23 protein-coding genes and 3 pseudogenes are annotated in these 24,352 nt (G+C 73.7%); 17 read left to right on the top strand and 9 right to left on the bottom strand.

Features of this window, described 5'->3' with window-relative positions:
- The coding region (locus tag ACFY3L_RS41330) for a hypothetical protein (protein ID WP_389337575.1) at positions 1–554 on the bottom strand (554 nt) is incomplete at its 3' end.
- 163 nt (positions 555–717) lie between these two features.
- Between ACFY3L_RS41330 and ACFY3L_RS41325 the strand changes: the two genes are divergently transcribed.
- The 4 genes and pseudogenes from ACFY3L_RS41325 (at position 718) to ACFY3L_RS41310 (ending at position 2,411) form a co-directional block, all read left to right on the top strand.
- On the top strand, positions 718–942 hold the full coding sequence (locus ACFY3L_RS41325; protein WP_389337572.1) for a pyridoxal-phosphate dependent enzyme: 225 nt from the start codon (positions 718–720) through the stop codon (positions 940–942).
- A gap of 20 nt (positions 943–962) precedes the next feature.
- Entirely contained in the window at positions 963–1,223 is a 261-nt protein-coding gene (locus tag ACFY3L_RS41320; RefSeq protein ID WP_389337569.1) for a pyridoxal-phosphate dependent enzyme, read from the top strand.
- Between the two features lie 229 nt (positions 1,224–1,452).
- A pseudogene (locus ACFY3L_RS41315) lies at positions 1,453–1,942 on the top strand (molybdopterin-dependent oxidoreductase); the annotation flags it as partial.
- A gap of 136 nt (positions 1,943–2,078) precedes the next feature.
- Positions 2,079–2,411, top strand: coding sequence for a LuxR family transcriptional regulator (locus ACFY3L_RS41310; protein ID WP_389337566.1), 333 nt, complete (start codon positions 2,079–2,081; stop codon positions 2,409–2,411).
- 12 nt (positions 2,412–2,423) lie between these two features.
- Here the strand turns inward: ACFY3L_RS41310 and ACFY3L_RS41305 are convergent, their stop codons facing one another.
- Positions 2,424–2,918 carry a hemerythrin domain-containing protein gene (locus tag ACFY3L_RS41305; protein ID WP_389337563.1) on the bottom strand — a complete coding sequence of 165 codons (495 nt, stop codon included), beginning with the start codon at positions 2,916–2,918 and terminating at the stop codon, positions 2,424–2,426.
- A gap of 53 nt (positions 2,919–2,971) precedes the next feature.
- Entirely contained in the window at positions 2,972–4,183 is a 1,212-nt protein-coding gene (locus tag ACFY3L_RS41300) for an EAL and HDOD domain-containing protein (RefSeq protein WP_389337560.1), read from the bottom strand.
- 218 nt (positions 4,184–4,401) lie between these two features.
- On the opposite strand from ACFY3L_RS41300, the gene ACFY3L_RS41295 reads away from it, so the two are divergent.
- The 12 genes from ACFY3L_RS41295 (at position 4,402) to ACFY3L_RS41240 (ending at position 17,981) form a co-directional block, all read left to right on the top strand.
- The gene (locus tag ACFY3L_RS41295; RefSeq protein WP_389337557.1) at positions 4,402–5,088 is read left to right on the top strand and encodes a CBS domain-containing protein; all 687 of its coding nucleotides are present in this window, start codon (positions 4,402–4,404) and stop codon (positions 5,086–5,088) included.
- Between the two features lie 53 nt (positions 5,089–5,141).
- Positions 5,142–5,999, top strand: coding sequence for a universal stress protein (locus tag ACFY3L_RS41290; protein WP_389337554.1), 858 nt, complete (start codon positions 5,142–5,144; stop codon positions 5,997–5,999).
- Between the two features lie 114 nt (positions 6,000–6,113).
- A complete protein-coding gene (locus ACFY3L_RS41285; protein ID WP_389337551.1) occupies positions 6,114–6,344 on the top strand; it encodes a hypothetical protein in 231 nt (76 codons plus the stop codon).
- Between the two features lie 500 nt (positions 6,345–6,844).
- Positions 6,845–8,374 (top strand): amidohydrolase family protein, encoded by a 1,530-nt coding sequence (locus tag ACFY3L_RS41280; RefSeq protein ID WP_389337548.1) that lies wholly within the window; start codon positions 6,845–6,847, stop codon positions 8,372–8,374.
- 418 nt (positions 8,375–8,792) lie between these two features.
- Positions 8,793–9,962 carry a sensor histidine kinase gene (locus ACFY3L_RS41275; RefSeq protein ID WP_389337544.1) on the top strand — a complete coding sequence of 390 codons (1,170 nt, stop codon included), beginning with the start codon at positions 8,793–8,795 and terminating at the stop codon, positions 9,960–9,962.
- Positions 9,950–10,621, top strand: coding sequence for a LuxR C-terminal-related transcriptional regulator (locus ACFY3L_RS41270; RefSeq protein ID WP_389337541.1), 672 nt, complete (start codon positions 9,950–9,952; stop codon positions 10,619–10,621). The genes ACFY3L_RS41275 and ACFY3L_RS41270 overlap by 13 nt, the downstream gene beginning before the upstream one ends.
- Before the next feature lie 169 nt (positions 10,622–10,790).
- Positions 10,791–11,774, top strand: a complete 984-nt coding sequence (locus ACFY3L_RS41265) for an Acg family FMN-binding oxidoreductase (RefSeq protein WP_389337538.1) — start codon at positions 10,791–10,793, stop codon at positions 11,772–11,774.
- A 120-nt stretch (positions 11,775–11,894) separates the two neighbouring features.
- Positions 11,895–14,297 (top strand): phosphoketolase, encoded by a 2,403-nt coding sequence (locus tag ACFY3L_RS41260; RefSeq protein ID WP_389337535.1) that lies wholly within the window; start codon positions 11,895–11,897, stop codon positions 14,295–14,297.
- Positions 14,294–15,280, top strand: a complete 987-nt coding sequence (locus ACFY3L_RS41255) for an Acg family FMN-binding oxidoreductase (protein ID WP_389337532.1) — start codon at positions 14,294–14,296, stop codon at positions 15,278–15,280. Before ACFY3L_RS41260 ends, ACFY3L_RS41255 begins: the two co-directional genes overlap by 4 nt.
- A gap of 190 nt (positions 15,281–15,470) precedes the next feature.
- Positions 15,471–15,968 (top strand): SigE family RNA polymerase sigma factor, encoded by a 498-nt coding sequence (locus tag ACFY3L_RS41250; protein ID WP_389337529.1) that lies wholly within the window; start codon positions 15,471–15,473, stop codon positions 15,966–15,968.
- The gene (locus tag ACFY3L_RS41245) at positions 15,965–17,398 is read left to right on the top strand and encodes a hypothetical protein (RefSeq protein WP_389337526.1); all 1,434 of its coding nucleotides are present in this window, start codon (positions 15,965–15,967) and stop codon (positions 17,396–17,398) included. Before ACFY3L_RS41250 ends, ACFY3L_RS41245 begins: the two co-directional genes overlap by 4 nt.
- A gap of 103 nt (positions 17,399–17,501) precedes the next feature.
- A complete protein-coding gene (locus ACFY3L_RS41240) occupies positions 17,502–17,981 on the top strand; it encodes an ArsI/CadI family heavy metal resistance metalloenzyme (protein ID WP_389337523.1) in 480 nt (159 codons plus the stop codon).
- 49 nt (positions 17,982–18,030) lie between these two features.
- On the opposite strand, the gene ACFY3L_RS41235 is transcribed toward ACFY3L_RS41240, so the two are convergent.
- From ACFY3L_RS41235 to ACFY3L_RS41210, 6 genes and pseudogenes are all read right to left on the bottom strand, one after another.
- On the bottom strand, positions 18,031–19,314 hold the full coding sequence (locus tag ACFY3L_RS41235) for an MFS transporter (protein ID WP_389337520.1): 1,284 nt from the start codon (positions 19,312–19,314) through the stop codon (positions 18,031–18,033).
- A gap of 281 nt (positions 19,315–19,595) precedes the next feature.
- Complete coding sequence (locus ACFY3L_RS41230) at positions 19,596–20,426, bottom strand: HAD-IC family P-type ATPase (RefSeq protein WP_389337593.1); 831 nt, start codon at positions 20,424–20,426, stop codon at positions 19,596–19,598.
- 255 nt (positions 20,427–20,681) lie between these two features.
- Positions 20,682–20,741: pseudogene (locus ACFY3L_RS41225) on the bottom strand (hypothetical protein); the annotation flags it as partial.
- A 194-nt stretch (positions 20,742–20,935) separates the two neighbouring features.
- A pseudogene (locus ACFY3L_RS41220) lies at positions 20,936–22,177 on the bottom strand (cation-translocating P-type ATPase); the annotation flags it as partial.
- A gap of 96 nt (positions 22,178–22,273) precedes the next feature.
- Entirely contained in the window at positions 22,274–23,125 is an 852-nt protein-coding gene (locus ACFY3L_RS41215) for a universal stress protein (RefSeq protein ID WP_389337517.1), read from the bottom strand.
- 9 nt (positions 23,126–23,134) lie between these two features.
- The gene (locus ACFY3L_RS41210; protein WP_389337596.1) at positions 23,135–23,422 is read right to left on the bottom strand and encodes a hypothetical protein; all 288 of its coding nucleotides are present in this window, start codon (positions 23,420–23,422) and stop codon (positions 23,135–23,137) included.
- Positions 23,423–23,609: 187 nt separating this feature from the next.
- On the opposite strand from ACFY3L_RS41210, the gene ACFY3L_RS41205 reads away from it, so the two are divergent.
- Complete coding sequence (locus tag ACFY3L_RS41205) at positions 23,610–24,305, top strand: CBS domain-containing protein (RefSeq protein WP_389337514.1); 696 nt, start codon at positions 23,610–23,612, stop codon at positions 24,303–24,305.
- Positions 24,306–24,352: the final 47 nt, after the last annotated feature.

The raw sequence follows: 24,352 nt of genomic DNA, 5'->3' as shown, positions 1-24,352 counted from the left end.
GATGAGGCTGTCGCGATGAGCAGGATGGCGATGACGGCCAGCAGCAGATCCGTGACCGGGTAGACGATCGCAATCGAGTAGACGAACGGGGTGGCGGCACCGGCCCGCACCACCGACCCGAGCGCGGTCGCCCAGGTGAGCGCGAAGAACGCACCCACGACAACAAGCCCGTCGAGGATCACCACCAGCTGCTCGGAGCGGCGCCGCGGCGCCCCCTGCCCGGGCCGATCGGCAGCAAGGACGATGAACGCCACGAACGCGAACACCGGCAGAGCCAGGTATCCGAGATCCGCAAGCGGCGGGGATGGCAGCTCGACGGCCTGGAACAGCTGGTCCCGAGACCAGAGCAACTGCCCGGACATCCAGCCGAACGTCGCGGCACCCATCCACAGCCGCCACCACCGCTGCGCGCCGGAATGCCGGAAGGCGGTGATCCAGCAGGCGAGGGTCGCGGCGAGCGCGGCGCAGACCTGCCCGGCGTCGTAGACGAACAGCGACCACCACGGCCCCAGCAGCCCGGAACTGGCCACTCCGGCGACCGCGGCCACCAACACCGCAGCGACTGCCAGCAGAGATGGCAGGGATCTGCCTGGAAAACAGGTCAATCCTGACCGAACATGATCAGAACCACACGAAGGCAACGGTACCACCCGTGGGCGCCCGTCACGTCTCGATCCGAGACGTCCGGACGTCATCGCGCTGGTCGGCCGCACGCCGATGGTCCACCTGGCTCGTTCCGGTGCGGGGCTGTCGGCCCGGCTGGTCGCGAAGCTGGAGTCCGCCAACCCGGGCGGCAGCGTCAAGGACCGCATCGCCGCAGCGGTGATCGAGGAGTCGGAGTCGGCCGGTGTACTGGCGGCCGGCGGGTCGATCGTCGAAGCGACCAGCGGCAACGCGGGCATCGGGCTCGCCGTGGTCGCCGCCGCCAGGGGTACCGGCTGACGCTGTGCATGCCGGAGAGCATGAGCGTCGAGCGGCGCACGCTCCTCGACCCTGACGTCTACGACGAGGTGCTGCGGGTCGGCGTCGAGCAGGCCCGCGCCGCCGCCCGCCGGCTCGCCCGGACCGAGGGTGTGCTGGTGGGGGTGTCCGGCGGCGCCGCGCTGCACGCGGCGTACACGGTGGCGCGGCGCCTGGAGCTCGCCGGCGCGACCGTCGTGGTCATCCTGTCCGACACCGGCGAGCGGTACCTGAGCACCCCGCTGTTCGACAGCGGCCGGTGACAGCCGTGTGTGGCCCGGACCCGGCCGGGTAACAGGGTCGGCGTCGCGCCCGCCGGGGCGGTGGCCACACATGTTCGCTTCGGTCTGATGGTCCCGGTCAACTCGGGACCTTCGGCACGGTCGCCCGGGGTTCCGGTGCGATCAGATGGCACGGGATCGCGCGTTCTGCCTGCCTGAGGGCACGAATGGGACGAATCGAACTCAGGGTCATATACGGAGGAACGAGGCGATGACGAGCGCGACCGGGAAAGCGGGCAGGGCGCTGCTGGGCGTCGGCGGGCTGGTGCGCCGGGCGGAGGTCTCCACCGACGGGCGGACGCTGCACCAGATCGGCGGCCGGGAGGCGGACAGCTTCTACCGGGACCGGTGGTCCTACGACAAGGTCGTCCGCTCGACGCACGGCGTCAACTGCACCGGCTCCTGCTCCTGGAAGGTGTACGTCAAGGCCCGCCTCGGCGACCCGGTCGCGGCGTGGGCCGACATCCAGGCCGACCCGCAGCGCCGCCGCGTGTACCAGAAGGCGCGCGGAAAGGGCGGGCTCGTGCGGGTCTCGTGGGACGAGGCGCAGGAGATCGTCGCCGCCGCGCACGTGCACGCCATCAAGCAGTACGGGCCGGACCGAGTCGCCGGGTTTCTCGCCGATCCCCGCGATGTCGATGGTGTCGCACGCGGTCGGGGCGCGGTTCCTGTCGCTGATCGGCGGCACGATGCTGTCGTTCGGAGTGCTTCGTCGAGCGGACCGTGCCGCGGTTCGCCGGCTACGTCAGCCGGTACACGGACCTGCCGTACCTCGTGAGACTGGAGCCGGTCGAGGGCGGCGGCTACCACACCACCTGACGCGAAAGGAATCGCCACATGTCCCTGTCATCGCTGCCCACGCTCGTCGAACAGCACCTGGCGACCGCCCGCACCGCCTCCAGCGGCCGCAGCGCCCAGACCCTGTACGGCGGTCACGACAGCACGCTGCACCAGACCCTCCTGGCCCTGGCCGCCGGCCGCAAGCTCGACGAGCACGAGAACCCCGGCGAGGCCACCCTGCACGTCCTGCACGGCCAGGTCCGGCTCGCCACCGCCACCGACGCCACCGAAGCCACCGCCGGCGACCTGGTCGTCATCCCGGACGCCCGGCACACCCTCGAAGCCCTCGCCGACGCCGCCGTCCTGCTCACCGTCGCCAAACCCCACTGAGCCACACGGCTGTCAACCGCTGACGGCCGCCATCCGGCTGCTCGACGGCCTGGTGCCGGAGCCGACGCGGGCGCGGACGGCGTCGACGGTGTCCCAGTCGGCGCCGCTGAGGCTGATCAGCGCGGCGGGGAAGACGCCGTCCTGCTCCTTGAGGATGTGGTCGCGCAGCACGTCGAGGGTCCGCAGGAACAGGTCGGGCCAGGCCGGGTCGGTGGGGGTGCCGGCGGCGGCCTGGCCGAGCACCGCCTCGATCACGCCGTGCTCCGCCTCCAGGGCGGCGACCTGGTCCGGGAACTCGTCCGCCAGGAGGGGGAACAGGCCGCGCTCCTCGACCTCGGTGTGCGGGCCGAGCACCGCGGTGATCCGCCGTGCCAGGTCCGCCATCCCGTCGGTGTCGGCGGCGGCGTGGGCCGCGCGGACCTCGCCGATCAGGTTCACCACCGCGTCGTGCTCGCGGGTCAGCTCGTCGATCGCCGCCAGGGACTGGCAGCCGCAGTATTCACACACGCTTCCGAGCATCCGTCCGCTGTCACCGTCCTGACCAGGGACTTTGGTCCCGGTCAGGTGGAGCGGACGGCCTGCGTGGTCCTCGTCGCCCAGGCGAGGGCCGCCAGGTGCTTGATGAGGACGTCGCCGCCGGCACGGGTGGGTGCGCCCCGCTCGTGGGCGCCGACCGTGGCGAGCACGCCACCGAGCGGGCCCGCGCCGTGCAGCAGCGCGTCGCGGACCGCCGGGGCCAGGGGCAGCGAACCGGCGAAGGCCGCGATCGGCAGGCCCAGCAGGTCCGCGACGGCGTCGAGCAGGCCCGCGGTGAACGCCTCGTCGCCGGCGAGCCCGCTGCTCTCCGCGATCAGCCGGCACAGCTGCGCGTGGACGAGGATGTCGGCGGTCTGCTCCTCGCCGGCGTCGGTGAGGTCGCCGACGAGCATCAGCGTCACCCAGTCGCGGATCTGCGCGGTGCCGAGCATGACGACCGCCTCGTGCACCGACGACACCCGGTGCGCGGTGCCGGCCGCGGCGGCGTTGACCGCCTTCAGCATCCGGTAGCTCAGCGCCGGGTCGCTCGACACGATCGACACGACCCGGTCCAGCCCCACGTCGGGCGCCATCAGCAGGCCGAGCAGGTGCACGCAGCGCAGCCGCGACGCGCTCAGGGTCCGGGCGGACACGACCGCGGGCCGGCTCAGCGCGTACCCCTGGAACAGCTCGAACCCGAGCGCCCTCGCCTCCGCCACGTCCTCGGCGGTCTCCAGCCGCTCCGCGACGTACCGCAGGTGAGGGTGGGTGGCACGGGCGGCGAGGATCGTCCGGCGCTGCGCGTCCGTCGTGCCCAGGAAGTCGACCTTCACGTAGGACGCCAGGGCGAACAGCCGCTCGTGCCCCGAACCGGGGACGAAATCGTCGAGGGCGATGACGTACCCGCGGCCGACCAGCGCGGCGACGCCCTCGACGAGCCGGTCGTCGACGTCGACCGTCTCGAGCACCTCCAGGACGGCATGCCCGGGGGCGAACGGCACCGGCATGTCGCCGAGCAGGAAGTCGGCGGTCAGGTTGATGAAGCAGGGCCGCCCGCCGGCGAGCTCCTCGACGCCGACGGTGGTGAACGCGGCGACCATCACCTGGCTCGTCGCGAACGACCCGCCGTCCGTCGCGGAGCCGGCGCCGGGCCGGTCGCGGAACAGCAGCTCGTACGCCGCGACGCCGCCCTGCCGGTCGTAGATGGCCTGCCGGCCCACGTGGACGTCCGCGACCTCAGGTATGACGTTGGACATGCGTTTCCCGATCCGTATGCGGCAGAACACCCTGCGTCACCGATAGTGACCTGTTCTGCTACCGGACGGCGACCGCCGAACGTCCATCAGCGCCGCCGACCGGCGTCCACCGACCGGGGCCGTGGACCCTGGATCGGGGGACTTCCGGCCCGTGCGCCGAGGTCGGACCCGGACCAGGGTGGAGGGGAGACCACCGTCGTCCGGAGGGGAGCAGGTCGATGTCTGCGCTGCTGGTACGTGATGTGATGAGCACCGGCGTGGTCACCGTCGCGCCCGACCTCGGGTACAAGCAGATCGTCGACCTCCTCGTCGAGTTCGGCGTCAGCGCCGTGCCGGTCGTCGACGACAACCGCCGGGTGCTGGGCGTGGTGTCCGAGGCGGACCTGCTGCACAAGGTGGAGTGGGGCGCCGGCGCGCACACCGGCCTCTTCGAACGCCGCCGGCAGCGCCTGGCGAAGGAGAAGGCCTCCGGCGAGCGCGCCGACGCGCTGATGACGGCACCCGCCGTCACGATCGCCGCGACCGCGACCCTCACCGACGCCGCCCGGCTCATGGAGCTCCGCAACGTCAAGCGGCTCCCCGTCGTCGACGGCGACGGGCTCCTGGTCGGCATCGTCTCCCGCCGGGATCTGCTGCGGCGGTACCTGCGGGAGGACGCCGCCATCCGCACCGACGTCATCGAGTCGGTGCTGCGCGGCATCATGTGGATCGACCCGGTCGAGGTCGACGTCGCCGTCGCGGACGGCCACGTGACCCTCGCCGGGAAGATCGACCGGCGCAGCAGCGCCCAGATCGCCGTCCGCCTGATCCACCGCCTCGACGGCGTCGTCGGCGTCACCGACGACGACCTCGAATGGGGCTTCGACGACACGACGGCCCGGCTCGGCCACACCTTCGACGCCTGACCGCCATGCCGACACGGATCAGGGCCGCCACGTCGGCACGGATCAGGGCCGCCATGCCGGCACGGATCAGGGTCGTCGCCGGATTCGACGGTTCCGCGGACGGCTGGGCGGCGGCCCGTCACGCCGCCGCCGAGGCCACCGCCGGGCGGGGAGTCGTGCGGCTCGTGCACTCGCAGCTGGACCGGGTCGCGTACGCCGGCCTGCTGCCGCCCGACCTCACCGCCGACGCCCACACGGAGGCCTGGCGGCTGCTCGACACAGTCCGCGACGAGCTCGCGGCGACCCACCCCGGCACCCACATCGAGGCGGCGGTCGTGCGACAGGCACCAGCCGCCGCCCTGGTACGGGTGGCCCGCTCGGCCGACCTCATCGTGCTCGGCCGGCGCGGACACGGACGGCCCCCGGCGCGCGGCGGAGCCGGACGGATCCACGTCGGCGCCGTCACCGCGCACGTGATGGCGTACGCGTCGTGCCCCGTCCTCGTCGTGCGCGCCGGCGACACCGTGCACGGCCCGGTCCTGCTGGGGCTCGACGCGGCCGCGCCCTCACCGGCGGCGATCCGCCACGCGTTCGAGACGGCCCAGCGCCACGGCACCGGCGTCAGGGTGTGCGCCGTCAGCGGACCCGACGACCCGCGCGACGACGCCGGCACCCGGCTGCTGCTCAGCCGGGCCATCGCCGACCGGCGCGCCGCGCATCCCGACGTCGCCGTCGCGCTGGACGCCCTGCACGGCGTCGACCCGGCCGCCCGCCTGCTCGACGCCGCCCGGACCGCGTCGCTCGTCGTCGTGGGCGCCGGCGAGGGGACCGGCACGCTCGTGCGCAACGCCCCGTGCCCAGTCGCCGTCGTCCGCGGGCGGGACCTTGGCCGGCCGCGGGCGGGACGCCGGCCACTGGGGTCGCTGCCCTGACCGCCGAAGGATGCAGCCGCGGGCCGCGCCGGCCCGCGCCGCCCTCGGGAAGGAAGGGATGACGGTGACCGGGACCCTCGCCCCGCTCGACGTGCCCTCGCCACCGGCGGCGCCATGGTCCGCGCGGCCTGCTCGGCCGGCGAGCCGGCGCTGGGTGCCGGGCCCGGCACCGTCCCCGCGTACATCGAACGCAGCGCCGACGTGGTGCGCGCCGTGCACGACGTGGTGGTCTCCAAGACCTTCGACAACGGCATGATCTGCGCCTCCGAGCAGGCCGTCATCCTCAACGCCGCCATCGCCGAGCAGGCCCCCGCTCAGTTCGAGCCGCCCGACCGAGAAGCCTGAACCGGTATCGCACGCTCATGCCGCCGTTCTCGCCGCCGGGCGCGCGAGCGCCCGGTGAGGTAGACCCACCTCCGTTCCGGGGCCTGGGCCCAGTGACATCGCGCCCGATTCCGGCGAGCGTGACTGCATGACCAAATCCGACAGCCGGAGTGCTCGATGGAGCATCCGACATCCAGGGTGGGCGATCGGTCTGTGGCCTGTCTTCGTCGCCACCGTGGTGCGGGTGCCATGGCCGAGACCAAACAGGCAGAGTTCAGCGGGCACGGGGTGGGCGGGTCCGCTCGGGCCGAGGAGCTCCGGGAGGCGGCCGGCCTCGAGCGGCCGGTGGTCGAGAGCGTGCTCGTGATCCCCCGCGAGCCCGAGGGGCGCGCCGCGATCCAGGACGCGGCGGCGCGGTTCGCGCCGCCTGCGGAGGCGGCGGAGATCGGTGAGCCGGTGCCCTTGCTGGCGGGTGCCCTGGAACCAGTGACGGTGATGGCGTCTACCCAGAGGAGGAGTTCGTGCTGCACAGCGTCTCTCGTCGGAATGTCTTCAAGGCCGGGTTAGCCGCGGGCGCCGGCGCGGTGACAGGACTGACTCAATCGGCACCTGCGGGTGCGGCGCGACGAAGCGTGATCGCGTTCGTCGGGGTCACCGTGATCGACACCGCCGGTGGGCCGTCAAGGCCAGACCAAACCGTGGTCGTCGAACGGGATCGGATCACCGGGCTGGGTGGACGGCGCGATGTCCGCGTCCCGCACGGTGCGACGGTCGTCGACGGCACGGGAAGGTTCCTGATCCCGGGTCTGTGTGACATGCACGTCCACAGTGACGTACATGAGGCGATCATCCCACCGCTGTACATCGCGAACGGGATCACAACGGTGCGGGAGATGTCGGGAGCCGACCATCTCCACCGGTGGCGGGATCGGGTCGAGGCCGGGAGCCTGCTCGGCCCACGCTCGATCATTGCGAGCCCTTTGATCGACGGCGCTCCGGGTCTCTGGGCGGACCTGAACGCGGTCTCGTACATCGAGGTGACCAACGAAGCGGAGGCGCGAGCGGCGGTCCGCCGGGTCGTGCGGGACGGTGCGGACTTCGTCAAGGTCTACTCACGACTGTCTCCCGAGGCATACTTCGCCGTCGTTGACGAGGCTCGACGCCAACACATCCCGTTCGCCGGACACTGCCCCGACAACGTGCCGATCACCGAGGCCAGTCGCGCCGGGCAGCGAAGCCTCGAGCACATGTGGGGGACCTGGTACTCGACCTCCAGCCGGGAAGCGGCGATACGCCGGGCGATCGCCGCTATCCGGATCGGGCCTGGTGACTACAACAGCTGGTTCAACCAGGTACATCCGTTGAACTGGCTGGCCGCGCACAGCTACCATCCCGGCAAGGCGGCCGCGGTCTTCGCCGGATTCGTTGCCAACCAGTCCAGGCAGGTCCCGACCCTCATCGCGATGCGGGCGATCGCCATGCCCGACGAGGTGTCGCGAACCGATGAGCGGCTGAAATTTCTGCCCGCCTCCACGGCCGAGGAATGGTGGTGGGCGTTGGACGAGTTGTTCGCGGCCGGCCGCGGTCCGACCGAGGTTGCCCAGCACCGGGAGCTCTTCGACCGCCAGCTCCGGCTGGTTGACGAGATGCGCCGGGCCGGGGTGCCGATGCTGGCGGGCACCGACAGCGCGACGCCGGGGTGCTTTCCCGGGTTCGCCTTGCATGATGAGCTGGAGCTGCTCGTGCGGGCGGGTCTGACTCCCATGCAGGCGCTCCAGGCGGCGACCCTCGAGCCGGCCCGGTTCCTCGGCCGGCAGGACCACGAGGGGACGATCCGCCGCGGCAACCTGGCCAACCTGGTGCTGCTGGACGCCGACCCGCTCGACGACATCCGCAACACCCAGCGGATCCGGGCGGTGGTGGTGCGGGGCCGATTTGTCTCCGCCGAGGAGCGGGAGCGCATGCTCGCCGAGGTCGAGGCCGCAGCGAGGGAGGTCCCCGCCGATGCCCGCGCCACGGTGGGCTGTCCCTGCACGGGCCGATCAAGCTGATCACTGCCCCGCGGTACCTGCGTATCGCGGGGCCGTGGGGAGTCCTGGCCCGAACATGGTGGGGTTAGGCCCACCTCGTGGACGCGGTCTGGGCCCATCGACCGGGTGAGGAGGGTTCCATACCGTCGGAGGTGACCTTTGTCGTCCGAGCTCAGGAACACCTGATGACCCGTCTACCGCCACCACCACCGTCGCCGTCTGCGGCGCCGACCACGAACGCGCTTGAGGTGCGGGCGTTGAGCCGCACCTACGGCGAGGGCGCCGGTGCGGTGGCCACGCCGACGGGCGGCCCGCGGCGCGATGCGCCGAGTCGCCCGGCCGAGCTGGCGCGGGCCGCGTGAGGCCGGCAACCGGCCGTTCGGTGCGCCTGCTCGCGCCGATCGCGAGCGTCCGGCCGGGGCCGGTCGACACGCACGCGGTGGTCGACAGACTCCGGCTGACGCTCGTGTCGGCCGGGTACGCGCTGGCCGCTGCCCCGGCACTGGCCCTGGCGATCGTGCTCGTCCTGTCCGTGCCGCTCGGGCTGATCAGCGTCGGCTTCCCCCTCGCCCTGGCCGCCGTGCCGGCAGCCGCCGCACTCGCCGGTGTGCACCGGCGGGTCAGCGGTGCCCTGCTCGACGCCGAGATCCCGACAACCTACGCCGACACGTCCGGCCGCGGCCTGCTCGGCCGGCCCGTGCGCTGGCTACGCGACGGCGCCCGCTGGCGCGATGTCGCCTTCGTGTGGTTCTCCGGTACCGCCGGGTTCGCCATGTCGCTCCTGCCGCCGGTGCTGCTGGCCGCCCCCGTCCCGCATCTCGTCGGGCTGGTCGTCGACCCCAGCCGGCTGGGGGCCCTGCTGCTCGGCGCCACCGGGCTCGGCCTGCTCGTGTGGTGGATCGTCACCCCGCCGCTGGTACACGCCCGAGCGGTCACCGAGCGGGCGATCCTCGGCGGGTCGCGCCTGACCGAGCTCGAGCGCCGGGTCGAGCAGGTCACCGAGTCGCGCAGCGAGACGCTCGACCTGTCGGCCGCCGAGATCCGCCGCATCGAACGCGACCTCCACGACGGCGCGCAAGCCCGCATGGCGGCGGTCGGGATGACCATCGGCCTCGCCGGCAAGCTCGTCAGGAGCAACCCCGACGCCGCCATGGCCCTGCTGGACGAAGCCCGCCAGACCACCCTCGACGCGCTCGGCGACCTGCGCTCGGTCATACGCGGCATCCACCCACCCGTGCTCGCCGACCGCGGCCTCGCCGGCGCGATCGAGGCGCTCGCCCTGCCGATCCCGCTCCCGGTCACCGTGTCGGTGACCGTCACCGAGCGGCTCCCCGACCCCGTCGAGTCGGCTGCCTACTTCGCCGTCGCCGAATGCCTCGCCAACACCGTCAAGCACTCCAGAGCCACCCGGGCCTACGTGCGCGGAGCCTACGACGGCACCCGCCTGCGGCTCGCCGTCGGCGACGACGGCCGCGGCGGCGCCGACCCGACCGGCTCCGGACTGACCGGCATCGCCCGGCGACTGGCCGCCTTCGACGGCACGCTCACCGTCGACAGCCCACCCGGCGGCCCCACCGTCGTGACTCTGGAGATCCCATGCCCGGCATAGCCGAATCCGGGATCACGCTCCGGGCGATCGTGGCCGAGGACCAGGCACTGCTGCGGGTCGGCCTGACCCGCATCCTCGAGGCCAGCGGCATCGTCGTCGTCGAAGCCGTCGAGGATGCGGCCGCCCTGGCGACCGCGCTCACCCGCGACGACCTCGACGTGGCGATCGTGGACGTACGCCTTCCTCCCACGCACGCCACCGAAGGCCTCGCCGCGGCGATCGCTGCCCGCGCCGCCCGCCCCGGGCTCCCCGTGCTCGTGCTCAGCCAATGGGTCGAACCGCTCTACGCCCGCGACCTGTTCGCCTCCGGAGTGGGCGCCGTCGGCTACCTGCTCAAGGACCGCGTCGCCGACATCGACGCATTCATCGCCGCCGTCCGCCAGGTCGCCGGCGGCGGCACCGTCCTCGATCCCGAAGTCGTCGCCGGGCTCGTCAGCCGCCGCGTCCGTCCGCTCGACCGGCTCACGCCACGCGAACGTGACGTGCTCACGCTGATGGCCGAGGGCCGCTCCAACGCCGCCATCGCCGACCGCCTCACAATCACCGAGAAGGCCGTCGGCAAGCACATCAACAACATCTTCACCAAACTCGACCTTGCACCCGCCCCGGTCGACAACCGCCGCGTCCTCGCCGTCCTCGCCTGGCTCAACGCCGGCTGACCCGCACTGCTCACCGACGGCCCGGCGAGCGGGAAGCACTCCTACGAGCAGTGACCGGATGACGGCCGGGGTGAGGGCCGGGGGTCCCGCCGGGACGGGACCACCGGCCCTGCCACGGGACCCGGGCGTGGGCGAGAGTCGACGTGAGCCCACTGACAGGGAGGCCGCCATGACCCCGCTGCTGCGCGCCGAGATCGACCAGGTCGCCGAGGCCTCGATCGCGGCGCTGCGCGCTCCGTCGATCCTCAACACGCAGCCGTGGCGGTGGCGGCTCGCCGGCAACCAGGCCGAGCTGTGGGCCGACCGGTCCCGCCGCCTGGACGGCATCGACCCCGACGGCCGGCTCCTGCTGCTCAGCTGCGGCACCGCGCTGCACCACGCGACCGTGGCGCTGCTCGCCGCCGGCTTCGACGCCGGCGTCGTCCGGCTGCCCGACCCGGACCGGCCGGACCTGGTCGCCAGGATCCGTCAGGGACGGCGGCGCGGCGCCGACGACCTCCTGTACCGGGCGATCTACCAGCGCCGCACGGACCGCCGGCCGTTCGGCGACACCCGCCCCGGCGAGGCCGTGCTCGACGAGCTGCGCGCCGCGGCCGAGCGGCACGGCACCCACCTGCACGTGGTGCGCGCCGACCAGGTGACGGCCTTCGCCGCCGCGGTCGCGCACGCGGGGGAGGTGGAGCACGACGACGCGCGCGTCCGTGAGGACCTGCTCGCCTGGACGACCCGCGCCCGGGAGGACCGCGACGGCGTCTCGCCCCGCGGCACCGTGCCGGACATCCACCGGACCATCGCACCCCGGGACTTCAACCTGGCCCGCCCGGCGGCACTCGAACCGGGCACCGGGTCGGACCGCGGCACCGCGTACATCATCCTCACCGTCGAGGAGGAGGAGCCCTCCAACTGGGTCGCCGCGGGCGAGGCACTCTCCGACGTCTGGCTCACCCTCACCGCGCGCGGGCTGGCCGCCTCGCCGATCAGCGAGGTCGTCGAGGTGCCGGCGGTCCGGGTGGCGCTGCGGCGGCTGCTCGGCGGGGTGGGCCACCCGGCGATCGCGATGCGGGTCGGCGTGCCCGTCGACGACCTGGAACCGGTCCCGCCGTCCGCCCGCCGCTCGGGCACCGACACCATCGACCTGCCCGGCCGACCGTGATCTTCTCGCGCGTCCCGCCTACACGGTCGCGGCGGCTCGCGTAGCCTCGGCCTCATATGCCGGGACGGATTGTTGATGTCGCAAACACCCTGAACACGCATATTGGAGAAAGGACGTCCGGTGACCACTGTCGCGGACCGAACCACAGCCCTCAGCCAGCCTACTGACGACGAGATCGCCCAGCTGGACGCGTGGTGGCGAGCGAACAACTACCTCACCATCGGCCAGATCTACCTGCAGGGCAACCCGCTGCTGCGGCGCCCCCTCGCCCCCGAGGACATCAAACCCCGCCTGCTCGGCCACTGGGGCACCAGCCCCGGCCTGTCGCTGATCTACGCGCACGTGTCGCGGCTCATCCGCCTCACCGGCCAGGAGGCGATCTACCTCGCCGGCCCCGGCCACGGCGGCCCCGCGCTCGTCGCCGCCGGCTACCTCGAAGGCACCTACAGCGAGATCTACCCGAAGGTGTCGCAGGACGAGGAGGGCGTGCTGCGGCTGTTCCGGCAGTTCTCCAGCCCCGGCGGCATCCCCAGCCACGTCTCCGTCACCACGCCCGGCTCCATCCACGAGGGCGGCGAGCTCGGCTACGTCCTCGTCCACGCGTTCGGCTCCGTCATGGACAACCCCGACCTGCTGACGGTCGCGGTCGTCGGCGACGGCGAGGCGGAGACCGGCCCCCTCGAAGGGTCGTGGAAGGGCGTCTCGTTCATCAACCCGGCCCGCGACGGCGCCGTCCTGCCGATCCTGCACCTCAACGACGCGAAGATCGCCGGCCCGACCGTGCTCGGCCGCAAGGACCCCGCCGAGGTGCGCTCGCTGCTGGAGGGCCACGGCTACGAGGTCCTCGAGGTCAGCGGCTCCGACCTGCCCGGCATGCACCACCGCTTCGCCGCCACGCTCGCCGAGGCGTGGGGCAGGATCCGCGCCATCCAGACCGCCGCCCGCAGCACCGACTGGGACGGCAGCCGCCCCCGCTGGCCGATGATCATCCTCCGGTCGCCGAAGGGCTGGACCGGGCCCGAGGAGGTCGACGGCATCAAGGTCACCGGCACGTGGCGGTCACACCAGGTGCCGCTGGCCGGGGTCAAGGACAACCCGGAGCACCTGGCGATCCTGGAGCGCTGGCTGCGTTCGTACCGGCCGGAGGAGCTCTTCGACGAGGCCGGGGCACCCGTGGAGCTGGTCCGCGGCCTCGCCCCCGACGGCGACCTGCGGATGAGCGCCAGCCCGCACGCCAACGGCGGCCTGCTCACCCGCGACCTCGACATCCCCGATTTCCGCAAGTACGCCGTCGACGTCGACGAGCCCGGCGGCTCGCGCGCGGAGTCGACCCGGCGCCTCGGCGAGCTGCTGCGCGACGTGTACCGCGGCAACCCCGACCGGTTCCGCCTCTTCTGCCCCGACGAGACCAACAGCAACCGGCTCGGCGCCGTCTTCGAGGTCTCCGACCGCGCCTTCATGGAGCGGGTCACCGACGCCGACGTCGCCATCGGCCGCGACGGACGGGTCATGGAGGTGCTCTCCGAGCACAACTGCCACGGCTGGCTGGAGGGCTACACCCTCACCGGGCGGCACGGCATGTTCGCCACGTACGAGGCGTTCGCGATGGTCTCGGCGTCGCAGACCGTGCAGCACGGCAAGTGGCTGCAGGAGGCGAAGCGGCTCCCCTGGCGGGCCAAGGTGCCCTCGCTGAACGTGCTGCTCACCTCGACCGCGTGGCGCAACGACCACAACGGCTTCTCGCACCAGGGCCCCGGGCTCATCCAGGTCGTGCTCACCCAGCGGGGTGACGTCGCCCGCGTGTACCTGCCGCCGGACGCCAACACGCTGCTGTCCGTCGCGGACCACTGCCTGCGCTCCCGCTCGTACATCAACCTCATCGTCATCGACAAGCAGCCGCAGCTGCAGTGGCTGAGCATGGACGAGGCCATCGAGCACGCCGCGGCGGGCGCGGGCAGCTGGGAATGGGCCGGCACCGACGACGGCACGACCGACCCCGACATCGTGCTGGCCTGCGCGGGTGACGTCGTCACGATGGAGACCGTCGCCGCCGCGCAGATCCTCCGGGAGCGGCTGCCGAAGCTCAAGGTCCGGGTCGTCAACGTCGTGGACCTCATGACGCTGCCCCGCCCGAAGGACCACCCGCACGGGATGAGCCCGACCCGGTTCACGGAACTGTTCACCGACACCGTAGACGTCGTCTTCGCCTTCCACGGCTACCCCGGCGCCATCCACCAGCTGGTCCACGGCCGCCCCGACGCCGACCGGTTCCGGGTGCGCGGCTTCATCGAGGAGGGCACCACCACGACCCCGTTCGACATGACCGTCCGCAACCGCGCCTCCCGCTACCACCTCGTCATCGACGCCATCAACAACGCGAAGCGGCTGCCGAGCGGCGCCGCCGAGCTGAAGGCCTGGTGCGAGCAGAAGCTCGCCGAGCACGAGACCTACGTCGTGGAGCACCTCGAGGACATGCCCGAGGTCCGCGACTGGACCCTCGGCGACTGGGCGGCCAAGGGATGAGCGCGGCGACCGAAGCGCTGGCACGGGCGGCGGACACCGCCCGGCTGGCGCCCTCTGTGCACAACACCCAGCCGTGGCGGTGGGTCGTGCAGGGCTCGTCGTTGTCGCTGTACGCGGTGCCCGGCCGCCAGTTGCGCGAGCAGGACCCGGCGGGGCGTCTCATGCTGGTCAGCTGCGGCGCGGCGCTGCACCACGCGCGGATCGCCCTGGAGGCCTCGGGCTGGACGTACGACGTCACGCGAACCGCCGGCGGCGCGCTCACGGAGGTCGACGCCACGGCGCCGCTCGCGGTCGTGCACGCCGCGCCGGGCGGGCCCGCCGATCCCGGCGCGATGCGGCGCCTGCAGCTGCTGCAGGTCCGGCGCACCGACCGGCGGGTGGTCAGCGACGAGCCGGTGCCCGCGGCCGTGCGCGAGGCGCTCGTCGCCGCGGCCGGCAAGGAGGGCTCCCGCCTGCACCTGCTCACCCGCGACCAGGTCCTCCAGCTCGCCGTCGTCGTCGAGCACGCCGGCGACGCGGAGCGGCACGACGAGCGGATGCGCGCCGAGACGGCCGAGTGGGTCGGCGGCGACCGCCCGGCGGGCACCGGCCTGCCCGACACCGTGATCCCCGCCGAGCTGCCGCTCACCACGGTCGCCGAACGCGACTTCGGGGTCAGCGGCAACCTGCCGGCCGGGTCCGGCCACGACGAGGCCGCCGCCTATGCCGTCCTGTACGGCGACGGCGACGAACCCTCGGACTGGCTCCGCGCCGGTGAGGCCCTCGGCGAGCTCTGGCTCGCCGCGACCGAGCACGGCGCCGCGGTCCTGCCGCTGAGCAGCCCCGTCGAGCTCGACTTCACCCGCCAGGCGCTGCGGCGCATGCTGGGCGAGGTCGGGTACCCGTACCTGGTCCTGCGGCTGGGCACCACCGACCCCGACCACGCCGGCCCGGAGCACACGCCGCGCCTGCCCGTCGAGCAGGTCATCGAGATCATCGACTGACGTCATCGGCCCGCCGTCCGCTCGTCTCAGCGGACGGCGGGCCGGCCCGGGCTCGCCGCCCGCCTGTCTCCGCCGCCGGCCTTCTCGTCTCAGCGGCTGGCCTTCTCGTCTCAGCGACGACGACCTTTCGGCACCCACCGGACCCGTCCATGCGCGGGTCTGCGAGCGTGTGTGCCGGTAGGGAGGTGTCGTGGAGGCTGAGGAGTCGTTCCGCGCGTACGTGTCGGGCCGTCTGGCGGCCCTGTCCCGCATGGCGTACCTGCTGTGCGGTGACCGGCACGCCGCGGAGGACCTCGTGCAGGTGACGCTGGTCCGGGTCGCCCGGCACTGGGAGCGGGTGGCGGCCGGCGGGGACCCGGACCCGTACGTGCGGCGGGTGATGGTCAGCCAGCACGTGTCGCTGTGGCGGCGGCGCTGGCGGCAGGTGCACGTGAGCGACCAGCTGCCGGACCGCGCGGTGCCGGACCGGGCGGACGCCGTCACGACCGCGCTCGCCGTCCAGGCCGCGCTGGCGAAGCTGGCGCCCCGGCAGCGGGCCGTGCTGGTCCTGCGGTACTTCGAGGACCTGACCGAAGCGGCGACCGCCGAGGTGCTGCGCTGCTCGGTCTCGACCGTGAAGAGCCAGACCCGGGACGCCCTCGCCGCCCTCCGCGTCAAGGCGCCCGAACTGGCCGAGGTGATGTCATGACCGTGCCGTTGCGTGACACGCTGCGTGAGCTGGGGGAGCGGATGCCGCCCGCCCGGCTGCCCGAGGACCCGTGGCGGCGCGGCCGGCGGCAACGACGCAGGAACAGGGTCGTCGCCGCCGTCGTTGTGGCGCTGCTGTGCGCGGCCGTGGCCGTCCTGCCCGGCGTACATCTGGAGCCCCAGCCCGCCCAGGGCGACCCGGCCGTCCCCGCCGGTGTCGAGCTGCCGTACTTCTTCCAGGCGACGGTCGACATGGCGCCGCCGGGCCCGGCGACGGTCCTGTTCGGCGGCTACAGCGTGGGGCTGTCCGCCGACCCCTACCCCTTCGAGGAGGAGGGCGGCAAGCTCGCCGTTGTCGGCCGCGACGGGGACTACCGCGTGCTGCGCTATCCGGACGAGGCATTCCGTGCCGGGCAGGACGTGCGGCTGTCGCCGGACGGTAACCTCGTCGCGCAGAGCATGCTGACCGGCGGCCCGGCCGGGTGGCTGGTGGTCACCGACCTGCGCACCGGCCGCAGCCGCGGCTACGGCGACGGGCCGCCGGCGTGCTGCTTCGAGGTCGCGGCGTGGCGGCCGGACAGCGGCGCCGTCCTGGTAGTGCACGTCGACAACAACGACATCGATCCGGCAACCGACCGCCGACCGGCCCAGTACATCCTGGTCGACCTGGCCAGCGGCGCGCTGGTCCCGGTCGACGACGTGTTCGCGCGTGACCCCGTCGCCTCGGCGTGGGAGGCGGCGTTCGCGCCGGACGGCCGCGGGTTCGTCACGACCCGGCCCGCCGCGGGCGGCGGCACGGAGCTGCGCGGCCACGACGCCACCGGCCGGCGGCTGTGGACCCGTCACCTCGGCGACCGGCAGCGGCTGGCGGGCGCGGGCGCCTACACGCCGGACGGGTCGGCGGTGGCCCTGCTGAACATCGACGGCTGCACCGCGTCGTGCGACCACGACGAGCTGGTCGCCAGGCGGTGGCACGTCTCGTACGTGGACGCCGCCACCGGCGCGGACCGCGAAGGCCCGGCGCTACCGGCGGTGACCGGCCCGGCGGTCCGGGCGCTCGGCTGGCACGGCGACACGCTCATCGCCGTGCAGTACGAGCTCGAGGACGACATCCGGCCCGGCGAGGACGAGACGGGCTGGTTCGCGACCCGGCACGTCCGGGTGCTGGCCCTGCGCCCGGACGGCACCACCGGCGTCGTGCTGGACCCACCCGCGGACGTCAGCTCCGTCGACATCGCCCAGGACCTGATCCGCTCCGGACGGTTCGGCGGCCCGGTGCCGTCCCCGGCGGTGCTGCCCGTCCGCTGGGCGCCGGTGGCCGAGGCGGCGGCGCTCGCGCTGTGCGTGCTGTGCGTGCTGTCCCCGCTGCTGCTGATCGCCGGCGCCGCCGTGCGGCTGGTCCGTCGCCGCCGCCGCGCGGCCCGGTCGTAGCGCCGGCTCCGGCGCAGGGGCCGGTGTGGCGGTCGCCATCCGGGGGCGCGGCGGGGCATGCTGCTGTGGAGGAAGGCCTGAGCCAACCGTGTGGAGGTGTGCGATGTCCCGTGTCCAGCTCGCGCTCCGGGTCCCGGACCTGGAAGCGTCAGTGGCGTTCTACTCGAAGCTGTTCGGCACCGAGCCGGCCAAGCGCCGCCCCGGCTATGCGAACTTCGCGATCGCCGAACCGCCGTTGAAGCTCGTCCTGCTCGAAGGCGACCCCGACCGGCCGACCGCACTCGATCACCTCGGCGTCGAGGTCGGGACCACCGAGGCCGTCGACGCCGCGACCAGCCGGCTGACCGAGTCGGGACTCATCACCCTGACCGAGGGCGACACCGAGTGCTGCTACGCACTGCAGGACAAGGTCTGGGTGCGAGGCCCCGGCGACGAGCCATGGGAGGTGTACGTGGTCAAGGGAGACTCCGACGTGGGGGACAAACCCATCGTGGTGGAGACCTGCTGCACCGGCTCCCAGCCGGCCGACAGCGCGCCCGAAGCCGTGCCGACCCCCGCCGTGGCGCCTGCCGGACCCGCGTAGCAGGCGGCTTCTCGGGTCGTGAGCGGCCGTGGCGGGGAGCGGCCGCGGCTCAGCGATCCTCCGGCATGGGCAGCTCCCGTCCGAGACGCCCGAGCGGGGACAGGATCATCACCAGCGGTGACACCATCGTGCCGGCGGCCGCGACGAGGATGGCGGTGCGCAGCCCCAGCTCGCCCGCGAGGAAGCCGCCGAGCAGCGAGCCCAGCGGGGTCAGGCCCATGCCGGCGAACGTGATCGTCGCGGCGGCGCGGCCCTGCATCCTGTCCGGGGTCACGGCCTGCCGGACGGCCATGACGGTGACGTTGACCAGCTGCCCGAAGGTCCCGGACACGAGGTTGATCGCGACGAGCGCCGGCAACGTCACCGCGGGGGTGCCCCGCACCACCGGTACGAGCAGCATCGCGCCGTTGCCGATGGCCGCCGCGGACACCAGCACCACGCCGTAGCCGAACCTGCCCGGCAGGTGGGCGGCGAGCAGCGAACCGGCGAGCGCCCCGGGGCCGACCGCCGCGACCACCAGCCCGACTGCGCCGCCTGACAGGTGCAGGTCCCCGGTGAGGAAGATCAGATAGGCGGTCATCACGGCGGCGAAGCAGAACTGGAACGCGGCAGAGGCCAGGCACACGGCCCGCAACGAGGTGTCACCGGCGACGAAGCGGATGCCTTCCCTGATCTGCCGCCACACGTGGGAGGCCCGGCCGGCGTGTTCCGGGGCCGGCTCCCGGTGCCGGATCCGCGAGACCGACACCAACGACAGCGCGAACAGCAGCCCGTTGGACACGGCCGCGATCGATGCCGACGGCAGCGACACCAACGCCCCGCCGAGAGCCGGACCGCCGATCTGTGCCGCGGACCGGCTGCCCTCGAGCGCGCTGTTGCCGCGCAGCAACCGGTCCCGCCGCAGCATCCGTACGAGCAACGCCTGATACGCCACGTCGAAGAACACCGACGCAGTCCCCAGCACGAACGCCGCCACCAGCAGGGCCGGCAGGTCGAGTCCGCCGGCGAGGGCGGCCGCGGCGACCCCGGTCAGCACCAATGCCCGGCCGAGGTCGGCCAGCATCATCACGTTCCGGGCGCGCCACCGGTCCACCCAGGCGCCGATGACCAACGACAGCAGCAGCAACGGCGCCTGCCCGACGGCTCGAAGCGCGCCGACCTGGCCGACGTCGAGGTGCAGCGTCAGGACGGCGATCAGCGGCAGGACCACCAGGCTCGCGTGCTCGCCGAGCTGGGAGGCGGTCTGACCCACCCAGAGCCTGCGGAAATCGGCGTCGCGCGACAGGGCGGACGAAGCGGCCTGCGCGGAACTGGGTACAGCGGAAGACGGCACAGAGGACCCCTTGGGTTGCCGAGAACAACGGCCCGCCGCCCGTCCCGCGGACGCGTGGACGGGTTCAGGCGGGAAGTGCTCGCTGTGCCGCGCTGTCGAAGGCAGCACGCGATGACGGGCCGTTCACGGCCCAGACGTCAACGCGTGCTCGGGCGACCGGGCATGTCAACTCCCTGGGGGTCAGCAGGTAGGCCGACGGTAGCCATCGACGGCTCGGCGCGCAACGCGATACGGCGCCTCCGCGCTGCCGTCGGCCGGATGTCATCCTTGCGGCACACCGGTCAGCGACGGGTCCGTGCCCCTCGCAGGAAGATCGCGAGGCCCGGGACGGCGGCGAAGGCGGCGCAGCCCAGCGCCAGGGACAGAGTCAGCGGTTCGGTGCCCAGCAGCGACTGGAGGGCGGGCAGCCAGACGGCGGCGAGCTGCAGGACGAGGGACAGGCCGACGGCGGCGTCCAGGCTCCAGTTGCGCTGCCCGGTGCCACGGGCCCGCAGGGCTAGGGCGACGCCGAGCTGGGTGAGGCCGAGCACCAGGAACAGCACGCTCTGCCACGGCCCGCCGGCGTGCCGGGTCCACAGCGCGGCGGCCAGGACCGTGGCGGTGATCAGCGCGCCCGTGCCGGCGATCGGCGCGGCCAGCCCGCCCAGGATCGCCTGGTCCGGGCGGCGTGGCGGCCGGCGCATCAGGCCCGGGTCGGCGGGCTCGCCGCCGAGCGCGACGCCCGGCAGCCCGTGCGTGATCATGTTGATCCACAGGATCTGCGCCGGCAGCAGCGGCACGGGCAGGCCCAGCCACGGGCCGGCGAGCATGACGAGCACCTCGGCGGCGCCGCCGGACAGCGCGTACACGAGGAAGCGCCGGATGTTGGCGTAGATGCGCCGGCCCTCGCGCACCGCGGTGGCGACGGTGGCGAGGTTGTCGTCGGCGAGGACGAGGTCCGCGGCCTGGCGCGCGGCCTCGGTGCCGCCCCGGCCCATCGCGACCCCGATGTCGGCGCGGCGCAGGGCCGGCGCGTCGTTCACGCCGTCACCGGTCATGGCCACGACGGCGCCGCCACGCTGAAGGGCCTCGATGATGATCAGCTTCTGCTCGGGACTGGTCCGCGCATACACGACTGGCGCCGCGCCGTCCGGGCCGTGATGAGGCGCGGCGCCGTCCGGGCCGTGGGATGGAGCCGCGCCGTCCGGGCCGTGGGAAGGCGCCGTGCCGTACGGGCCGTGCGAAGGTGCGGCGCCGTCCGGGCCGTCATCGAGCGCCGGGGCGGAGGCGGCCGCGTCGTCGCCGAGTGCCACCCTTGCGCCGGGGGTGGCGAGGCCGACCCGCTCGGCGATCGCCGCCGCCGTCGCCGGGTGGTCGCCGGTGATGAGGATGACCTCGATGCCCGCGTCCCGCAGCGCGGCCACGGCCGGCGGTGCCGCCTCCCGCACCGGGTCGATGAGGGCGACCAGCCCGAGCGGCCGCAGGTCCCGTTCGAGGTTTTCCGGCGTCGGTACGGCGTCGCGATGCGCACCCGCGACGGCGAGCACCCGGTACCCTGGGCGGCGAGCGCCGGCGGTGCGTCGTCGAGCAGCACGTCGGGCGCGCCCTTGGACACGACCAGGTACCCGCCGGACGGGTCGGCGTGGACGGTGGTCATGCGGCGTCGCACGGCGTCGAACGGCACCTCGGCCACGCGGGGGTACTCCTGCCGGACCGTCAGGTCGACACCGCACCGTCCGGCGGCGGCGAGCAGCGCGGCCTCCATCGGGTCGCCGACCGGCGCCCACCCGGGTCGGGTGTGGTCGAGATCCGCGTCGTTGCACAGCACGAGCGCGCGGGCCAGCTCGAGCCCGGCGGCGCCCGGCTCGGGCGTCGCGGTCCCGGTGGGGGCGTAGCCGGTGCCCGCCAGGGTGATCTCGCCGCCGCCGGGCAGCAGGATCCGCTCGACGCTCATCAGCCCTTCGGTGAGCGTGCCGGTCTTGTCGGTGGCCAGGACGGTGACCGAGCCGAGGGTCTCCACGGCGGGCAGCCGGCGCACGATCGCCGAACGCCGCGCCATCCGGTGCGCGCCGAGGGCGAGGGCCAGGGTCACGACCGCCGGCAGCGACTCGGGCACGGCGGCGACGGTGAGGCTCACCGCGGCCAGCAGCATCTCGGTGACCGGCTGGCCGCGCAGCACGCCGACCAGGAACACCACCCCGGACAGCACGACCGCGGCCAGGGCGAGGACCTTGCCGAGCCCGACGATCCGGCGCTGGAGCGGCGTCTGCCGCCGTGGCTGCCCGGCGACCAGGGCGGCGATGCGGCCCAGCGCGCTGTGCTGGCCGGTGCGCACGACGACACCGGTGGCGCGCCCGGCGGCGGTCACGGTGCCCGCGGACAGCTCGTCGCCGGCGGACCGGGCCACGGTCATCGACTCGCCGGTGAGCGCCGACTCGTCCAGGGCCAGCCGGACCGCGTCGACGACCCGCAGATCGGCCGGGACGACGTCGCCGGCCTCGACCCGCACGACATCGCCGGGCACCAGGTCGGCGGCGGGGACGGAGACGTCGGCGCCGGCGCGGCGGACCCTGGCGGACGGGGCGGCCATGCGGCGCAGCGCCGCCACCGCCCGGTCGGCGCGCAGCTCCTGCACGACGCCGACGGTGGTGTTGAGGACGATCACCAGCGCGATGACGACCAGGTCGCTGACGTCCCGCAGGACCGCGGTCACGACCATGGCGACCAGCAGCACGACGATCAGCGGGTCACGCAGCTGCACGCCGATCCGCGCGGCGATCGACGGTGGCGGCGCGGCCGGAAGCTCGTTGCGCCCGTGCCGCTCCCGCAGCGCGGTGACCTCCCTGGCGCTGAGCCCGGCCGGGTCCGTCAACGTCGTGGTCATGCCCCGACCATCCCACCGTCCACCCCCGCCACCCAGTGGCGAAGGTCCCGCCACGGGCGGGACCTTCGATGCAGGACCTTCACCAGGCGGGCGGGCTCAGGTGGCCGGCGATGCGTGCGCGATCAGCACCGGGCACTCGGCGTGCTGCGTCAGCTGCTGCCCGACCGAGCCCAGCAGCAGCCCGGCGAACCCGCCGTGCCCGCGGCTGCCGACCACCACCAGCTGCGCCGTGTGCGACACGCCGATGAGCACCTTGGCGGCCCGCCCGGCGGTCACCAGCGCCTCGACCTTCACGCCGGGGTACCGCTCGCGCCAGCCGGACAGCGACGACTCCAGCGCGGCCCGCTCGGCCGCCTCGGCCGCGTCGCGCGGGACCAGCACCGGTGACGGCGGCACGAACGCGCGGACCGCGACGAGGTCGGTGCCGCGCGCGGCGGCCGCCTCGAACGCCAGCCGCACGGCCGCCTCCGCCGACGGCGAACCGTCGGCGCCGACCACGACCGGGCCGGTGACCGCGTCGGAGTGCCCGCGCACGACCGCGACGGGCGTGCGGGCGTGCGTGGCGACCTGCTGGCTCACCGAGCCCAGCAGCAGGTTGCTGACCCCGCCGGCGCCGCGGCTGCCGACGACCAGCAGGCCCGCGGCCTCGCTCAGGTCGAGCAGCGTCGCCGCGCCCGGCGCGTGGACGGCGACGCCGACGACGTCGAGCCCGTCGTGACGGTCGCGGACACGGGCGACGGCCTCGGCGACGAGCTGCTCGCCGGCCCGCTCCTCCGCCTCGATGAGCTCGGCCGTGACGTCGTAGTACACGCCGGGCCACACGACCTGGTAGCCGTGCACGATCTGCAGCTGGGCGCGCGCCCGTGCGGCCTCGGCGGCGGCCCAGTCGACCGCCTTGCGGGCCTCGTCGGACCCGTCGTACCCGACGACGACTCGTTGGATGTTCATGTCAGCTCCTTACCGTGAGTCCGAACCGGCCGCGGCGACCGGGCGGCGGCCCGCTCCCAGCCGGGCGACCGGCACCCGGAAGGGCGTGCGGGAGACGTGTCCGAGCTCCGCGTCGCGGAGGAGGCCGATGGTGACGGTGCCCCGGACGCAGCCCAGGTCGTCGACGACGTACGCGATGTCCGCCCCGGCGGTGGTGAGCGTGTGCGCCGCCCGCGCCGGCGACCACGTCTCGCCGACCACGACGGCGTCGGCCAGCTGCTGCAAGTGGGCGAGCTCGCCGATGGTCGGCACGGTCACGGTGCACCTCCAGGGGTTCCAGCTCGACGCTAGGCCGGTGTTTCCGGCCGCGGACAGGGCCGTTGGACCCGGTGTCACGGGCCGGTCGAACGGCACGCGCAGAGGTGCCGTTGTGCCCTGCCGCGGGGTGCCGGCGAGCCATACGGTCGGCTCAGCAGACAGCGACGGGATGAGCAGGAGGCAGGCCATGGGACGCTGGAACGTCGCCGACGTGATGACGATCGGCGCGATTTCCGTACAGGAGGACACGCCGTTCAAGGAGATCGTCGACCTCCTGGAGGCGCACGGGATCAACGCGGTGCCCGTCGTCGACGCGCACGACCGGGTCGTCGGCGTCGTGTCGTCGGCCGATCTGGTGCCGAAGATCGAGTTCGCCGGTGACGACGACCACCCGCGGCTGTTCGAGGACCGGCACACCCGCCAGGCGCGCGGCAAGGCCCACGCGACCGCCGCGGGCGAGCTGATGAACGCCCCGGCCGTCACCGTGCTGAGCACCACGTCCGTGGTCGCCGCCGCCCGCATCATGGAGACCGACGAGCTGAAGCGCCTGCCGGTCGTCGACGACCTGGGCCGCCTGATCGGCATGGTCACCCGCCGCGACCTGCTGAGGGTGTTCCTGCGTACCGACGACGACATCCGCCGCGAGATCCTCGCCGAGGCCGTCACCGACCTCGTCGGCATCGACCAGTCGCAGCTGCGGGTCGAGGTCGACGACGGCGTCGTCACCCTGCTCGGCGAGGTCGACCGCGGCTCGCTCGTCCCGCCGCTCATCCGCCAGATCGAGCGCGTCGACGGTGTCGTCGACGTGGTCAGCCACCTGTCGTTCGACCGGGACGACACCGCCGACCGGCCGAGGCCGTTCCGCGCCCCGGTGATGTTCTGACCAGCCACGCGAAGACGCCCGGGCACGATGTGCCCGGGCGTCGCCGC

This window comes from Dactylosporangium sp. NPDC000521 (genome assembly GCF_042898305.1).
GTDB lineage: Bacteria > Actinomycetota > Actinomycetes > Mycobacteriales > Micromonosporaceae > Dactylosporangium.
The sequence above is the reverse complement of the archived record's forward strand: the minus strand, read 5'-3'. Positions and strand labels throughout refer to the sequence as shown.

What these genes read in the sequence shown, in the direction of transcription:
- ACFY3L_RS41240 (WP_389337523.1), top strand. Translation starts at nt 17,502, where the DNA reads ATGTCCCGTGTCCAGCTCGCGCTCCGGGTCCCGGACCTGGAAGCGTCA.
- ACFY3L_RS41285 (WP_389337551.1), top strand. Translation starts at nt 6,114, where the DNA reads ATGGTCCGCGCGGCCTGCTCGGCCGGCGAGCCGGCGCTGGGTGCCGGG.
- ACFY3L_RS41310 (WP_389337566.1), top strand. Translation starts at nt 2,079, where the DNA reads ATGTCCCTGTCATCGCTGCCCACGCTCGTCGAACAGCACCTGGCGACC.
- ACFY3L_RS41255 (WP_389337532.1), top strand. Translation starts at nt 14,294, where the DNA reads ATGAGCGCGGCGACCGAAGCGCTGGCACGGGCGGCGGACACCGCCCGG.
- ACFY3L_RS41290 (WP_389337554.1), top strand. Translation starts at nt 5,142, where the DNA reads ATGCCGGCACGGATCAGGGTCGTCGCCGGATTCGACGGTTCCGCGGAC.
- ACFY3L_RS41325 (WP_389337572.1), top strand. Translation starts at nt 718, where the DNA reads ATGGTCCACCTGGCTCGTTCCGGTGCGGGGCTGTCGGCCCGGCTGGTC.
- ACFY3L_RS41320 (WP_389337569.1), top strand. Translation starts at nt 963, where the DNA reads ATGAGCGTCGAGCGGCGCACGCTCCTCGACCCTGACGTCTACGACGAG.
- ACFY3L_RS41215 (WP_389337517.1), bottom strand. Translation starts at nt 23,125, where the DNA reads ATGAACATCCAACGAGTCGTCGTCGGGTACGACGGGTCCGACGAGGCC.
- ACFY3L_RS41270 (WP_389337541.1), top strand. Translation starts at nt 9,950, where the DNA reads ATGCCCGGCATAGCCGAATCCGGGATCACGCTCCGGGCGATCGTGGCC.
- ACFY3L_RS41295 (WP_389337557.1), top strand. Translation starts at nt 4,402, where the DNA reads ATGTCTGCGCTGCTGGTACGTGATGTGATGAGCACCGGCGTGGTCACC.
- ACFY3L_RS41300 (WP_389337560.1), bottom strand. Translation starts at nt 4,183, where the DNA reads ATGTCCAACGTCATACCTGAGGTCGCGGACGTCCACGTGGGCCGGCAG.
- ACFY3L_RS41265 (WP_389337538.1), top strand. Translation starts at nt 10,791, where the DNA reads ATGACCCCGCTGCTGCGCGCCGAGATCGACCAGGTCGCCGAGGCCTCG.
- ACFY3L_RS41245 (WP_389337526.1), top strand. Translation starts at nt 15,965, where the DNA reads ATGACCGTGCCGTTGCGTGACACGCTGCGTGAGCTGGGGGAGCGGATG.
- ACFY3L_RS41205 (WP_389337514.1), top strand. Translation starts at nt 23,610, where the DNA reads ATGGGACGCTGGAACGTCGCCGACGTGATGACGATCGGCGCGATTTCC.